The 16,221-nt window shown below is 56.7% G+C and carries 10 protein-coding genes; 8 read left to right on the plus strand and 2 right to left on the minus strand.

The window, feature by feature from the left end; translation table 11 throughout:
* The first annotated feature begins 131 nt into the window (after positions 1-131).
* Complete coding sequence (locus tag GZH47_RS25730) at positions 132-2,165, plus strand: beta-galactosidase (protein ID WP_162643858.1); 2,034 nt, start codon at positions 132-134, stop codon at positions 2,163-2,165.
* A gap of 436 nt (positions 2,166-2,601) precedes the next feature.
* Here the strand turns inward: GZH47_RS25730 and GZH47_RS25735 are convergent, their stop codons facing one another.
* Positions 2,602-3,489, minus strand: coding sequence for a helix-turn-helix domain-containing protein (locus tag GZH47_RS25735; protein WP_162643859.1), 888 nt, complete (start codon positions 3,487-3,489; stop codon positions 2,602-2,604).
* Between the two features lie 134 nt (positions 3,490-3,623).
* Between GZH47_RS25735 and yicI the strand changes: the two genes are divergently transcribed.
* From yicI to csaA, 7 genes are all read left to right on the plus strand, one after another.
* Positions 3,624-5,954: an alpha-xylosidase gene (gene yicI / locus GZH47_RS25740; RefSeq protein ID WP_162643860.1), complete on the plus strand. Its 2,331-nt coding sequence runs from the start codon at positions 3,624-3,626 to the stop codon at positions 5,952-5,954.
* 1,037 nt (positions 5,955-6,991) lie between these two features.
* A complete protein-coding gene (locus GZH47_RS25745; protein WP_162643861.1) occupies positions 6,992-7,972 on the plus strand; it encodes an ABC transporter permease in 981 nt (326 codons plus the stop codon).
* 15 nt (positions 7,973-7,987) lie between these two features.
* Positions 7,988-8,887, plus strand: coding sequence for a carbohydrate ABC transporter permease (locus tag GZH47_RS25750; RefSeq protein WP_162643862.1), 900 nt, complete (start codon positions 7,988-7,990; stop codon positions 8,885-8,887).
* A gap of 168 nt (positions 8,888-9,055) precedes the next feature.
* Positions 9,056-10,774 (plus strand): ABC transporter substrate-binding protein, encoded by a 1,719-nt coding sequence (locus tag GZH47_RS25755; protein ID WP_162645434.1) that lies wholly within the window; start codon positions 9,056-9,058, stop codon positions 10,772-10,774.
* Between the two features lie 161 nt (positions 10,775-10,935).
* Positions 10,936-12,765, plus strand: a complete 1,830-nt coding sequence (locus GZH47_RS25760; protein WP_162643863.1) for a sensor histidine kinase — start codon at positions 10,936-10,938, stop codon at positions 12,763-12,765.
* The gene (locus GZH47_RS25765) at positions 12,740-14,488 is read left to right on the plus strand and encodes a response regulator transcription factor (RefSeq protein WP_162643864.1); all 1,749 of its coding nucleotides are present in this window, start codon (positions 12,740-12,742) and stop codon (positions 14,486-14,488) included. Before GZH47_RS25760 ends, GZH47_RS25765 begins: the two co-directional genes overlap by 26 nt.
* Before the next feature lie 282 nt (positions 14,489-14,770).
* Positions 14,771-15,100: a chaperone CsaA gene (csaA, locus tag GZH47_RS25770; protein ID WP_162643865.1), complete on the plus strand. Its 330-nt coding sequence runs from the start codon at positions 14,771-14,773 to the stop codon at positions 15,098-15,100.
* A gap of 178 nt (positions 15,101-15,278) precedes the next feature.
* Here csaA and GZH47_RS25775 read toward each other — a convergent pair whose 3' ends face one another.
* A complete protein-coding gene (locus tag GZH47_RS25775; protein ID WP_162643866.1) occupies positions 15,279-16,082 on the minus strand; it encodes an NPCBM/NEW2 domain-containing protein in 804 nt (267 codons plus the stop codon).
* Positions 16,083-16,221: the final 139 nt, after the last annotated feature.

Below are 16,221 nucleotides of genomic sequence, written 5' to 3' on the forward strand. Positions count from 1 at the left end.
GGGGAAATTATTTATATTTCGATTATAACGAGTCGCCACTACAATGGAAATATCATTATATGCCGACTTTGCGAAAGGAATGGGAGATAATCCCGGCGATCGCTTGGCGGCGACAAAGGATGTGCGCTGGCATGATTAACGAGAAGCTTCCGAAAATATGGTACGGCGGGGACTACAACCCCGAGCAATGGGATCGCGAAACATGGTCCGAGGATCATCGGATGTTCAAATTGGCCGGCATCGACGTGGCCACGATCAACGTATTCAGCTGGGCGCTGGACCAGCCGGACGAGGAGACGTATGATTTTGCCTGGCTGGACGAGCAGATGGAACTGCTGCACGCGCAAGGGATCGGCGTTTGCCTCGCGACCGGAACGGGGGCGCATCCTGCATGGATGGCGAAGCGCCATCCCGACGTGCTGCGCGTAGATTATCAAGGACGCAAGCGCGCATTCGGCGGTCGTCACAATTCATGCCCGAATAGCCCGACTTACCGGAAGTACGCGTCCGCGCTTGCCGGCAAGCTGGCGGATCGTTACAAGGACCATCCTGCCCTTCTGATTTGGCATATTTCCAATGAATACGGCGGTTACTGTTACTGCGACAATTGCGCGAATGCCTTCCACGGCTGGCTGCGCGACAAATACGAGACGATCGACGCGCTGAACCGCGCTTGGAACACGCGCTTCTGGGGCCACGCGTTCTATGATTGGAACGAAATTCCGGTGCCGAACGAGCTGAGCGAGGAATGGGGCGGTCACCGCACGAATTTCCAAGGCATTTCGCTGGATTACCGCCGCTTCCAATCGGACAGCCTGCTGGCTTGCTATAAAATGGAATACAACGAAGTTAAAGCGCGTACGCCTCACATTCCGGTGACGACGAACTTGATGGGCTTCTATCCGGAGCTCGATTATTTCGAGTGGGCGAAGCACATGGATATCGTCTCCTGGGACAATTATCCGAGTCTCGATACGCCTGCGAGCTTCACGGCGATGACGCATGACTTGATGCGCGGGCTGAAGAGCGGCCAGCCGTTCATGCTGATGGAACAGACGCCGAGCCAGCAGAATTGGCAGGCTTACAATTCCCTCAAGCGTCCTGGCGTCATGCGCCTCTGGAGCTATCAGGCCGTAGCCCGCGGCGCGGACACGGTGCTGTTCTTCCAGCTCCGCAGATCCGTAGGGGCTTGCGAGAAGTATCACGGCGCCGTCATCGAGCATGTCGGCCATGAGCACACGCGCGTGTTCCGCGAAGTCGCGGAATTGGGCCGGGAGCTGGGCGGATTGGGCGACGCGCTGCTGGATTCGCGCCTGGAATCGCAGGTCGCCATCGTCTACGATTGGCAGAACCGCTGGGCGACGGAGCTGTCGAGCGGTCCGACGGTCGCGCTGAAATACGTGAACGAAGTGCACAAGTTCTATGATGCGCTCTATAAGCGTCATATCGCGGCGGATATGATCAGCGTGGAGGAAGCGCTGGATAAGTACAAGATCGTTATCGCGCCGGTTCTGTACATGCTGCGTCCGGGTTTTGCGCAGAAGGTCGAGGCGTTCGTCGCAGCCGGAGGCACGTTCGTCACGACGTTCTTCAGCGGCATCGTGAACGAGAACGACATCGTGACGCTGGGCGGCTACCCCGGCGAGCTGCGCAAGGTGCTCGGCATCTGGGCGGAAGAGATCGACGCCCTGCTGCCGGAGCAGCGCAACCGGATCGTCATGAAGGGAGAACGCGGCGCGCTGTCGGGCGAATACGGATGCGGCATCCTATGCGACCTCATTCACGCCGAAGGCGCGGAAGTGGTCGCGGAATACGGCGATGACTTCTACCGCGGCATGCCCGCATTGACCGTGAACGCGTTCGGCAAAGGCCGCGCCTGGTACGTGGCGACGAGTCCGGATCAGGCGTTCATGGATGATTTTATCCGCGGCTTGGTTCAAGACAACGGCATTGAAGCGCCGATCGCCGATGCGCCTGCCGACCTTGAAGTGACGGTTCGCTCGAAAGACGGCCAGCGCTTCCTCTTCCTGCTCAACCATGCTGCGGGCGAAGCCGCGGTCGACCTCGGGGCGGCCAGCGGTCATGATCTGCTGGCGGGCGAGCAGCTGGCGGGCCGGATTACGGTTGCGGCTAAAGGCGTGCGGATCGTTCGGTTGAACGGGTAACATGCGGTAACGGTTGAATGCGGTGAACGGCATAACGGACGGTGTCCGCAGACCGCTTCCGCCGGAAGACATCGTTACTGAAGTGGGCGCGGTATACGCATTGTACGCGTTTTGAGCGCGCAAAAAGTGGACGCGGCGACAAAATTCGCTGCTCTCCTCTGCGTGAAGAATACAGTCCAGTCGCAGTCACAGTGACTGCTGCAGCACGAATTGAGCTAAGCAATTTCTATAACGCAGCTGCGTCAACAGCACGGCCGCTGCCAGAAGAGCCCTCAGTTTCACGAAATCGTCGTGATTCTGAAGGCTCTTTGCTTGTATAGGAGAAGCGCAATCTGCTTTTTTATTACGCGCATCTCCAACTCGCTAAGTTGTAAGGAAGTCCTGGGGCTTTGGGGGAGAACGCACCGATTGCCGCTCCATCTTATGCAGCTGCCATTCACGCCTGACCCGCGATCATTTTCTTATACGCCGCAGGGGTGCAGCCCTGATGCTGCTTGAAGACGCGGATGAAATAGCTCGGGTTCTCGAAACCGACGTCCAGCGCGACCTCCGACACGTTGCGGTCCTCGTTCTCGAGCAGCTTGGCGGCAATCCGGACACGGTAGCCGTTAATATATTCCGTGGGGCTTTTGCGGACCATGCTTTTGAAAAATCGGCAAAAATGTCCTTCGCTCATCCCGGCCTCGGACGACAGCCAGCCCAACGTCAGCTTGGACGCATAATGCTCGTGAATGGCGTTCAACGCGGTCTTCAGCCGTTCCGTCTTGGCATGGTCGCCGTCGGGCCGGCCGGACGTCAGCGGTGCCTTGGCATGCAGCGATAAGCGGCCTGCCGCCATAAGCAGCAGCGCTTTGGTATCGAGCTCGTAACCGTCCTGACGATCATCGTTCAGCCGCAGCACCCGGTCCAGCAGCTCCCGCGTCTCGCGTTCCCACGGTTCGTCTCCCGCGAGCAGCGGGGGAGGCTCGAGGCGCTTCTTGAGGAGCGGATCGAGATAGCGCTCTTGGATGACGTCGAAGCGGGAGCCGGCGAGCAGCTCGGCGTCGAAGACGATGGCGGTGAAGCGGCAAGGTTCTTCGTCGATCCGGTAGACGGCGTGCAGCTCGCCGCTGCGAATGAACAGCGTCTGCCCGGCGGTCGCTTCATAGGTATGGGCGCCGATTTGGAACAGACCGCGCCCGGCCGTCACGAGCATCCACTCCCACTCGTCATGCCAATGGCAGTCCACGCTCGACTGGTGTCCCGGCAGATCGACCTCGTAGACGGACAAGGGATAGGCTGGAAGTCCATGGATGCGGTTTTCCTTCAGTGTATGACGATCCAACGCGTTCTCCCTCCGGTTATCAAAATAGTGCGATTATATATCAATATTTTATAAGAAATTTGCCCCGGTTATCAATATTATTAGATGTAGATGATGAAACCGCATTCTCGTATAACAATTAGGAGGCAAAACATATGAAATTTACCGATGGTTACTGGGGCGTCCGCAAAGGCGTTCAGCTGCAAAATCCGGTCGAAATCCGCGACGTGGAAGTTGGCGCAGGCGAGCTGACCGTTTACGCTGCCATGAAGCATGTCAAGACAAAGGGCGATACGCTGAACGCGACGCTGTTCACCGCGGTGTACAGCTCGCCGATGCCGGACGTCATTCGCGTGCAATATATTCACCACAAGGGCACGAAGCGCAAAGGGCCGCATTTTCAGCTTGATGCCGATGCCGGATTCTCGCCGGTCGTGACGGAAGACGAAGCAGGCTGGCAGTTGACCAGCGGCGCGCTGAACGTAGCGTTCAAGAAAGGCGCGGACTGGCGCGCGAACTTCAACTACGGCGGCCGCCCGCTGACGAGCAGCGCCTACAAGGGGCCGGCTATCATCGGTACGGATGCCGGCGAAGCCTACATGCGCGAGCAGCTTGACCTCGGCGTGGGCGAATATGTCTACGGCTTGGGCGAGCGCTTCACGCCGTTCGTCAAGAACGGACAGGTCGTGGATATTTGGAACGAAGACGGCGGCACCTCCAGCGAGCAGGCTTATAAGAACGTTCCGTTCTACCTGTCCAACCGCAGCTACGGCGTATTCGTTAACCATCCGGAGCATGTCTCCTTCGAGATCGCATCGGAGAACGTTTCCCGCGTGCAATTCTCGGTTCCGGGACAAGCGCTCGACTACTTCATTATCGGCGGCGCGAATCCGAAGGAAGTGCTCGCCAACTATACAAAGCTGACAGGACGTCCGGCGCTTCCTCCGGCTTGGTCGTTCGGTCTCTGGCTGACGACGTCGTTCACGACGAGCTACGACGAAGCGACCGTCAACAGCTTCATCGACGGCATGGCGGAGCGGGATCTTCCGCTGCACGTATTCCATTTCGACTGCTTCTGGATGAAGGAATACCAGTGGACCGATCTCAAATGGGATCCGGCCGTATTCCCCGATCCGAAGGGCATGCTGACCCGTCTGAAGGAAAAAGGGCTTAAAGTCTGCGTCTGGATCAACCCGTACATCGCGCAGAAATCATACCTGTTCGACGAAGGCATGGAGAACGGCTATCTCTTGATGCGGAATAAGGATGACGTCTGGCAATGGGATATGTGGCAAGCCGGCATGGCGCTCGTCGATTTCACGAATCCCGCGGCCGTCGGCTGGTTCCAAGGCAAGCTGGAAGAGCTGGTCGATATGGGCGTGGACAGCTTCAAAACAGACTTCGGCGAGCGCATCCCGACCGACGTGGTGTACCATGACGGCTCCGATCCGTTCAAAATGCACAATTACTATACCCAGCAGTACAACCAAGCCGTGTTCGAGGTGCTGGAACGCAAGCTCGGCAAAGGCGAAGCGGCATTGTTCGCCCGTTCCGCGACTGCCGGCGGCCAGAAGTTCCCGGTTCACTGGGGCGGCGACTGCTCGGCCAACTATCCGTCCATGGCGGAGTCGCTGCGCGGCGGACTGTCGCTGACGGCATCGGGCTTCGGCTTCTGGAGTCACGATATCTCCGGCTTCGAGAGCACGGCAACGCCGGATCTGTACAAGCGCTGGACGGCTTTCGGCATGCTGTCGACCCATAGCCGGCTTCACGGCAACTCGTCGTACCGGGTGCCATGGCAGTTCGACGAAGAAGCGGTCGACGTGCTTCGTCACTTCACCAAACTGAAGGCGACGCTTATGCCGTACATGTTCGGCGCGGCCGTCCAAGCGGCGGAGCAAGGCTATCCGGCGATGCGGGCCATGGTACTGGAATTCGCGAACGATCCGACCTGCGATTTCCTCGACCGGCAGTACATGCTCGGCGACTCGCTGCTCGTGGCTCCGATCTTCAACGACGCCGGCGAAGCGCACTATTACGTGCCGCAGGGCGAAGGCCGTTGGACGGATTTTCAAACGGGCCGCACCTATGACGGCGGCTGGGTAAGAGAACAGCACGACTACTTCAGCCTGCCGGTCCTTGCCCGTCCGAACAGCCTGATCGCGGTCGGCGCGAACGAACAGCATCCGGATTACGATTATGCGGACGGCGTAGTGCTGCACGCCTTCGAACTCGCAGACGGAGCAGCTGCTCAAGCGGTCGTCCCTGCGACTACCGGCGAAGCCGTGCTGACGGTACGCGTCATTCGCCACGGAAACGAGCTGCGCGTATCGGCTGAAGGCGCAAGCAAGCCATGGTCGCTGCTGCTTCGCGGCATTGCTTCGGCGGCGTCCGAGAACGCGACAGCCGAGCAGACGGAGCAAGGCGTCCGGATTACGCCGGCAGCGGGAGCTTCGGAGTTTACGGTGACGTTGAACGAAAAGTAATAGGCAGAACGCGGCGGGTGATCTCGCCGCGTTTTTTTGTTTTGAGGTATGGATGCGGTGGAAGGCTTGCTGCCTGGAGTCGAGCTTCGCTATTTTGCGGCGATGATTCTATTGCGCGCCGTTTCTTTCATATCGTTGACCATTTGGACCGTCGAGACGGACTGACTAAGAGAAGCTTGTCCGATTCCGCGAACCGCCCGCGGTTTGCAAGCTTGGACAACGGTACACGTGGAGCTTGTGCTTCCGCAGGGAGCGGCTTGGACTGCAGGAGCGGGAGGCGCTGCCCAGAGTACTTGCTGGTGATATGCGGGGCTGGGCGAATGACGTCCTTCTCACTGCGTGAAAAGGCAATCGCGACTACATAGTAGCAAGAGTGAACAACTCGCTCAGCAAGTTGGAATCGCTGCCAGTTGATGCGGCAAGGATCTGCGCTCGATGCGAGTGAGATAGAGTTTCTAACGAATCCAGGAGGTGCTAATTTCACGTTTTGGCGTATTTTCTATAGCTAACGAATCCAGCAATGCTTATGCATGCAAAGATGAGCAAAAACAGGCTGAAAACGGACATATCGCGATAAATAGCGTGCGTCAGATTCATTAGATTTATAAATAGCCGATTTAGACATGAATAAGGTTTGTAGGATTCGTTACATTAACCGCCGCTAACGCGGCTCATCGACCCCGGCGCTAACGCGGTCCCCGCGACCCCGGCGCTAACGCGGCTCATCGACGAAATCGCCAGCCATCACCATGGCAATTCCCCATTCCCTACAAAACCAAAGGACCGGAAGGGCAACACCTGACCGGTCCTTCTGCCATGATTAAATCTGCCAAAAAAATGATCGGATCCCGCAAACGAATCGGAACATTGTAATTTGCATGAGTGCGCTTTCACAAATCTCCGATTTTGACATGATTACTGGTCTGATTTGACTGGTAGGATGATTTTTATGAATCCGTTAACATGAATGTACAGCAAGAACGGAGCTTGGGCGGCGCAGCATGCGGCGAGACCCGTGCGAATGAAGGAGGTTAACGATGGAAACGCTATCAGAAAAACAGGGCTCGCTGAAACTGGGCGCGGAGAAACGAGCGGCTCGCGGCGGATTTACCCGGTTTTTGAAAGTCATGAAATCACAGCGGTATTTGTACTTTATGTCTATTCCTTTCGTTATCTGGGTGTTCGTATTCAGTTACCTGCCTTTGTGGGGCTGGACGATGGCCTTTCAAGATTTCAAGCCGGGCAAGAGCTTCGGCGAACAGAAGTGGGTCGGGTTCAAGCATTTTCATGAACTGTTCACGGACGAGCGGTTTTACCTCGTCATGCGCAATACGCTGGCGATGAGCATCATGGGTCTCGTTGCCGGGTTTATCGTACCGATCGTGTTCGCGGTGCTGCTGAACGACCTCAAAGGCAAGTTTTTCAAACGTACCGTGCAGACGGTTTCCTATCTGCCTCACTTCGTATCTTGGGTGGTCGTGGCCGGCATCATTTCCAAAATGCTCTCCACCGACGGCGGAGCGATCAACAACCTGCTGGTGTGGCTGCACATCATTCATGAGCCGATCCAGTTCATGGCGAAGGGGAACCTGTTCTGGGGCATCGTGACCGGGTCGGACCTGTGGAAGGAAATGGGCTGGAACGCCATCATCTATCTGGCCGCCATTACCGGCATCGATCCCGAACTGTACGAAGCATCCCGCGTCGACGGAGCGAACCGTTTCAAGCAAATGTGGCATATCACTTTGCCGGGTATCCGGACGACGATCTCGGTGCTGCTCATCATGTCGATCGGCCATCTGATCGGAATCGGCTTCGAGAAGCAGTTCCTGCTCGGCAACAATTTGGTCAAAGATTACTCCGAGGTGCTGGACTTGTATGCGCTTAATTACGGTCTCGGCATGGCGAGATTCTCCTTCGGTACGGCAATCGGCATCTTCAATTCCGTGGTCAGCATTCTGCTGCTGTTCATCGCGAACGGCACGCTCAAGCGCGTGACCAAAGAAAGCATCATGTAGGGAGGCAATCGCACAATGAACCGAGCTTTCAACGCCACCCGAGGCGAAAAGACGTTCGATGTCATCAATATCATTATCATGCTGCTGCTGCTGTCGGTCACGCTGTATCCGTTCCTGAACGTGCTGGCGATCTCGCTGAACGATTCCTCGGATACGGTGCGGGGCGGCATTCAAATTTGGCCAAGGCAGTTCTCGCTTCAGAACTATAAAGTCATCATGAATTACAGCGGGCTGGTGCAAGGCTTGAAAGTGTCGGCCCTGCGGACGGTCGTCGGCACGCTGCTTGGCTTAATTAGCGCCTCCATGCTGGCCTTCACGCTCAGCCGGCCGGACTTCCAGGCACGCCGGTTCGTCTCGGTATTCCTGGCGCTGACGATGTATTTCTCCGGCGGTTTGATTCCCGTCTACATCCTGATGCGGGACCTGCACATGATCGGTACTTTCTACGTGTACGTACTGCCTGGCATGGTCGGCGCCTTCAATGTGTTCGTCATCCGCTCGTTCATCGACGGCTTGCCGTACGCGCTGCAGGAATCGGCCAAACTGGATGGCGCCAACGACTTTACGATATACTGGAAAGTCATTCTGCCGCTGTGCAAGCCGGCGCTTGCTACGATCGCGCTCTTCCTGGCGGTCGGACAATGGAACTCCTGGTTCGATACGTACTTGTATAACGGCTCTACGCAGTGGACGACGCTGCAATACGAGCTCATGAAGGTGCTGCAGAGCACGCAGCAAGGCGGATCGTCGATGCGGGGCGGCACCAATGACATGGCCGACTTGATGAATCAAGTCTCGCCGGAATCCATCAAGATGGCCATCACGATGGTCGTTACCGTTCCGATTCTTGTCGTATACCCGTTCTTGCAGCGTTATTTCGTAGGCGGCATGACGCTTGGCGCCGTCAAGTCTTAATTACCTAATTTGCTAGAACAGGTCCTTCCCGGAAGGGCCGGCACGAAAGCTGTTCCTATTGGCATGATTTAGCCGGGCTGCAGGCTCGTTCTAAATAGAGATCTCGTATGAGCGCAAGGGGAATTCACGATCATATTATGGGAGGCAATTATCTTGAAACGATCACAGATGAGAAAGCCACGCACAGCAGCCGCGCTAATCCTGGCCGGCACGATTGTCATCACCGCAGGCTGCGGAAGCAGCGCCAACAACGCGAATAACACGAGCAATGCAGGTGCAGGCACGGCCAATAATGCCGCTGCCGGTAACAATCAAGAGAGCACCAAGCCGGTAACCTTCTCGTTCTTCGGCGCGGATGCAAGCCCGAACTGGAACAATATGCAGGACGAAATCGGCAAAGAAATCACGAAGAAAACCGGCGTTACGATCAAAGCCGAGTATGCGGTTACGGGCGGCGGCACAGATAAAATCTCGCTGATGGCGGCAAGCGGCGAGTACCCGGATCTCGTGTTCGCCAAAGGCGACATCGACAAGCTCGTCGACGCCGGCGCGATGATCGATTTGACCGACCTGATCAACAAATACGCGCCGAACTTGAAGAAAGTATACGGCGACTACATGCAGCGCCTGAAATACAGCAACGACGATCAATCGATCTATGTACTTCCATCGAATGACGCGGTAGACACGACGTATTTCGACGCCGGCGGCGGCTTCGAGCTGCAGCAGCGCGTGCTGAAAGAGCTGGGCTATCCGAAAATCAATACGCTTGACGATTACGAGAAAGCGCTTAAAGATTACGTTGCCAAAAACCCGACGACGGACGGCAAGCCGACGATTCCGCTGACGCTGGACACCGACGATTGGCGCATCATGATCACCGGCACGAATCCGGCATTTGAAGCGACTGGCCTGCCGGATGACGGTGAATACTATATTAACCAGGATACGTATGAAGCTTCCCTTCATATCAAACGTCCGGAAGAGCGCGAATATTTCCGCTGGATGAACAAATTGTTCAACGAAGGCTTGCTGGATAAAGAAGCGTTCGTACAGAAGAGCGACCAGTACAAATCGAAGATCGCCAGCGGCCGCGTACTCGGTCTGATCGACCAGGAGTGGGGCTACTCCGACGCGGAGAATTCGCTCAAGACCAAAGACAACGGCGCATACACGTACGCTCACTTGCCTGTAACGCTGTCCGCGGATTACAAGGATCATTCCTTCGCGCCTACGGGATTCATGGCTGGCTGGGGCATTGGCATTACGACGTCCTGTAAAGATCCGGTCCGCGCGATCAAATTCCTGGACTATCTGGCTTCCGACGAAGGCCAAGTGCTTCGCAACTGGGGCATTGAAGGCACGGATTACTCGATCGAGAACGGTATCCGCACCATTCCGGCCGACGTGCAGAAGCGCAAGACGGAAGACAACTCCGCATTCACGAAAGAAACGGGCATCGGCTTATACAATATTTTCAGCGCGCACTACGGCGACGGCGTGAAAGATTCGACAGGCAGCTATTATACGACGAACTTCCCGGATCAAATCGTAGCCGGCTACACGCAAGCGGAGAAAGATACGCTGAAAGCGTACAGCGCGACGACGTGGAAAGACCTGTTCCCGAAAGAGAGCGAGTTTAAAGTGCGTGCTTACGGCGCAGCATGGAATACGCCGGCTCCGACGGATTCCGATTACAGCGTCATCTTCAAGAAGGCCGAAGACATTATCTGGAAGAAGATTCCGGAAGCGGTCCTCGCGAAACCGGCCGATTTCGACAAGGTGTACGACAACATGCTGAAGCAGCTGGATGATGTCGGCACGAAAAAAATGGAGCAAATGTACACCAAAGCAATCCAGGACCGCGTCAAGCAATGGCAAGGTTAAGGAAAGCGCGAACCGTTTGACCTACTGAGCCCGGGGGACCCGGAAACGGGAACGCCGGGGGCAAACAAGCGGTAAACCAATAGAACAGTCTGTTCCGCCATGCGGGCAGACTGTTTCTGCCGTTCTCGCGGGACGAGATTAGCAGAGAGAAGGCCGGGGCAATGCGGAAGGCGGCGAGCCGATTGGCAAGCAGGTTCAGCTTCAACAATTTGCGGTTGAAAAATCAGTTGTTTTTTGCTTTTTTTATCGTCGTTCTGATCCCGGTGCTGTTCGTCGGTATTTTCCTTACGGCCGCGTACCGCAATAACGTGCTCGAGCAGGCGACGAAGCAGACGACCAACAACGTGGACAAGATCCGGACGCAGACATCGGATATTTTGCGCATTCCGCTCGATCTGTCGGACGATTATCTCATAAGCACGTCTTTGAAAAATCTCGTCAACACGCGGTACGACACCGTGTTCGAATCCGTGCAGGCGCTCTGGGAATTCAACAGCTTCAAGAACGCGGTGCAGCTGTACCGCGAGATCGACGGGATCCGGTTCTATACGACGAACGAGACGCTGTTGGAGAATTGGGATTTTCTGCATGCGACGCCGGAAATCCGGCAAACCGACTGGTACCGCAGCGTCAACGACAGCGAGCAGATTAATTGGCGCTTGATGTCCAACGAGACGAAGCAGGGCGAACGGTCGCTCAGCTTGGTGCGGCGGATCAATTTCCCCGAATACAAGACTGCCGGCGTGCTCGTCATCGACGTCAACCAGCAGTTGTTCAATACGATGCTGAGCCAGGAGCCTTACGATACGATGATTCTCGATTCGGGGAACAACATCGTAGCGGCCAAGGACAGAAGCTGGATCGGGAGGAATTTGTCCTGGCTGAATTTTCCCGACCTGGCCCACAAAGGGCAGGGCACGTACCGGATGAGCTTCGAAGGCAAGCAGTATCAGGTCGTCATTGAAGATTTGATGCCGCATTCGAGCGAGACGGGGCTCCGAATCGTCTCGCTGTTCGCGGTCGAAACGATCGTCGGCGGGGCGAATCGGGTTGCGCAGCTCGGGTTTACGGTGCTGCTCGTGAGCATGGTCATCGCCCTCGTGCTTATTTATTTCATGTCTTCGGTGTTGACGAAGCGGACGCTGACGCTGTACCGGAACTTGAGCCGCGCGGGCAAAGGGGATTTGACGGTGGTATCGGACATTCGGGGGAATGACGAAATCGCCCTGCTGTCCAGGCAATTCAATACGATGCTCGCGAATATTCGCAGGCTGTTGGAGGAAGTAGAAGACTCGAACCGCAGGCAGTCGCAGCTGGAGCTGGCGCAGAAGGATATTAAGCTGAAGATGATGGCCAGCCAGATCAACCCGCATTTCCTGTTCAATGCCCTTGAATCGATCCGCATGCGGATCCACATGAAGGGGGAAAAGGATATCGCGTCCGTTGTCCGCATGCTCGGCAGGCTAATCCGCAATAATATTGAAATTGGCTCGCGCAGCATACCGCTGGGCCAGGAGCTGGAGATCGTGCGGTATTACTTGGAGATTCAGCAATTCCGTTACGGAGGCGATCGGTTGACGTTCAGCATGGAGCTGGACGAAGGGGCGCAGAGCGCGCTCATTCCGCCGCTAATCATCCAGCCCCTGGTGGAAAATGCGGTCGTGCATGGACTGGAAGAGGCAGGAGAAGGCGGCCGGATCGGGATAACGACGCAGCGGCTGGAGGACGGGACGCTGCAGGTCGCGGTCGAAGATAACGGCATCGGCATGAGCGCGGAACGGCTGGAGGAAGTAAGGCGTTCGCTCGACGACACGGACGAGGAGAAGCAGCATCGGATCGGGCTGCGCAATGTTCATCAGCGGTTGAAGCTGACATTCGGAGAGGATAGCGGACTGAAGATCGAGAGCCGGGAAAACGAAGGAACGAGCATTACGTTCCGGCTGCCCGGCGAGGAGGGGAACGACCATGTATACTTTAGTCATCGTGGATGACGAGCCGGCGATACGCGAGGGAATGGCTTCGCTGATCGATTGGGAAGACATCGGGTTTCGCGTCGCGGGGACGGCGCGGAACGGGGAAGAAGGCTTGCGGCTGCACGGGGAGCTGGCTCCCGATCTGATGCTGATCGATATTCGGATGCCGCGGAAGAACGGTCTGGAGCTGCTCGAAGAAATTCGCCGCAGCGACAGCCGCTGCCGGGTGCTGATCTTAAGCGGCCATGCCGATTTTGCCTACGCGCAGCAAGCCATTCGCTTCGGGATCGAAGGTTATATGCTGAAGCCGGTGAACGAAGAAGAGCTGGAAGATTACGCGCGGCGGATCGCCGCCTCGCTGAACGCGGAGAAGTCCGCGAGCGGCGGGGGGTTACGGGCCCGCGAGGAAGCGCTTGCGGGACTGCTCGACGGCTCGGCGGGAGACGCGTGCGATATTGCTGCGCTCATTAGCGGAAGGGATGCTCCGGAGGCTGGTGCGGTCAATTGCCGTATGCTGTTGGTCGAGCTGGAAGAGGACGACGATGCGCCGATTAGCGAGAGCGGCTTCCGGCAGCGGCTGGCGGAGGCTGCCGAGCGCGAAGGTTTGGGGGTCGTCATCGACGCGAAGCCCGGCGTCGGCTGGCTGCTGCCGGAATCCGCAGGTGCAAGTGCAGGTGCAAGTGCAAGTGCAGGCAAGGCTGCCGGCGGAGAAGCGAGCGGCGGATGCCTTGCTGCGCAGCTGCTTGCGGAGGCAGCGGGCGGCGAGGATCGCTACACCGCCGTGGTCGGCACTCAGGCGTCGGACGTGGAAACGGTCCGCGCTTCGCTCGTCGCGGCGCGCGAGCTGATGCGGCATCGCTTCTTGCTGGAGCCGGGCCGCATATACGACGGGCCGCCTGCGCTGCTCGGCCGGGCTGCATGCGCACAAGCGGAAGCGGACGCGGATGCAGACGGGAATGCAGCGCATCTTGGCGAGGATGCAGCGGGCGCCGCGGCCGGGACCTCGTCATGTTCGAGTTCGAGTTCGAGTTCGAGTTCGAGTTCGAGTTCGAGTTCGAGTATGAAGAACGGCGGCCAAGGGACAGGCATTCCGGCGGAGCCCGACCTTGCGGGACTTGCGCGACGGCTCAGCCGGGTCATCGATGCCGGGAACGATTCGGGCATCAGCGCAAGCTTGGAGGGGGCAGTATCATTGATCGCCGCCTGGAACAGCTCGCGCGCGTACGTAACTACGTCGATCGCGCAGCTGTTGACCTTCGTGTTGGCGGAGCTCGATACGCTCCATGAAGGATTCTCCGCGCAGGAGCATAACGGATTAATCGCGGCGGCTTATAAGCAGCAGCATTTGCCCGCATTGATGAAGGAGCTGGAGGCCGGCTTGCAGGAGCTGCCGCAGCAGCTGGGCACTTCCGGTACGCAGCCGATCGTGCGGCGGATGACGGATTACATCGAGCGCCATTACGTGGAGCAGCTCAGGCTGGAAACGCTGGCCGAGATGTTCAGCTATAACAGCGGTTACTTGGGGAAGCTGTTCAAGAACCATACGGGCGATTCCTTCAATACGTACCTGGATCGCGTCCGGATCGCCAAGGCCATTCAACTGCTGTCCGAAGGCGTGAAAGTACGACAGGCGGCGGAAAAGGTCGGTTATGCGAATGTCGACTACTTCCATGCCAAATTCAAGAAGTACACGGGCCAATCCCCGTCCGCGTACAAGAAAACGGATAGCCATCACGGCTGAATTCGGGGTCATCCCTCGTGCAGCGGCTGCGGACTTCCGTTTCCGGGTGAAATGAAATCGCTTTAACGCGATGTGATGCGATATGAGCGAAGGGAAGGCTGCCGGCTTTGATGCCGGCGGTCTTTTTTTTGGTGCGTTGTAGTTGAATAGGGCGAGGCGGAACGGCTAGTGCAGATGCTTGTATCGGCCCCTTACACCTGCTCTTCCTTGCGGTAGAGCGGGTTTTTGGCGATACTGGATAGATAGCTGCTTTGAATATCGTGTGATTAAGGGAGAGCAAACATGGCAACGATCGAAGATTTTATGCAATTGGACATACGCGTCGGCACCGTTATTCAGGCGGAGCCGTTCCCGGAAGCGCGCAAGCCGGCCATCAAATTAACCATCGATTTCGGCGATCTCGGCGTGAAGCGGTCGTCGGCGCAGATTACGCAGCGATACGACGCGGAGGGACTAGTCGGGAGCCAAGTCGTCGCCGTCGTCAATTTTCCGCCGCGCCGGATCGCCGGATTCGTATCCGAGGCGCTCGTCTTGGGCGGCGTCCCGGAAGAAGGCGACGTCGTGCTGCTCAGGCCGGATGAACCGGTGAGGAATGGGACAGCGATAGGTTAGCGGCGTAGGCAGCCGACTAATCCGACCAAGCAAAAACACCTCCGAAGTTGTCCGCCATGTCTCTAGACATGGGGGCATAACTTTGGAGGTGTTTTATTTTAACTAGCGAGGCGCGTGTTCCGTTGGGGCATACCCCGTTTTTTATTGAACGATATAAGTGATCTCGTTAATCGGCCGTTTATTCGCCTTTGAACGAAACGGCCGTCTTGCTGCTTTCCAGCATGCCGTCTTGCGTTCTCGTCACATAGAGCGTGCCGGCTTTCGTGCCAACCTGCTTAATGCTAAGCGTCGTTGCGCCTTTGGAGGATAAGCCAAGCAGGTTTCCTTTAGCGTCATAGATATTAAACGAATCCGTTTTGCCAAGACCGCTCACCGATACCGTGTCCGCTTTTCCCTTATTTTTCGTGACTTTTACTTGGGAGGCCTTCAGTATGGGCGAGACGGGTTTATTAAGCAGTACGGGATTTTCGAAAATAACGGCATGGCTGCCTTTGCTTCCCCTGCTCTGCACGACCCGCATCTTCAGATATTTCGTGCCGGACGGAATACGGGCGAGTACGTGTTGGACCGGCGTGGCGTTCGAGAATTCGCGTTTATAGATGGTTTTGCCATCGGCATAAATCACGATAATCGATTTTCCGAAGTCCCCCGTGCGCCACTTATTATCGATGGATACGTTGGTTTCGAGCGCATTGTAATTATAGTCGCCGATGAAGAAGTTCCCGTACATGTCAGTCGTGGAACTGTAGTACGCATCGAGTCCGTATCCGCGTGCTACGAGCGTTCCGTCGCTCTTCTCAAAAGGGGACGATCCCCATCCGCCGTAATGAACGTCGTCGTCGTCGCTGTAACCCGCCAATCCGACAGTGGCCAGCGCGGCGCTGTCCGCTTGAGCCGATGCCGGCAGCGTGTTCGTAAGCAGCGGATTTTCGAAGATGACTCCGTGTCCACCTTGGCTTCCCTTTGCCTGTACGACGGACAATGTCAGGTAGGACGTGCCTTTCAGAAATTAGTATATATCATGTGATTCATGCATTCGATATAAGTGGGCTTTTTCTGTAACGAATCGAGCAGGCGTTATTTGGAAGTTTTGACGCCCATTCGAAATCTAACGAACCCAG

Origin of the sequence: Paenibacillus rhizovicinus (assembly GCF_010365285.1) — a bacterium.
In the GTDB taxonomy this organism is placed as follows: domain Bacteria; phylum Bacillota; class Bacilli; order Paenibacillales; family Paenibacillaceae; genus Paenibacillus_Z; species Paenibacillus_Z rhizovicinus.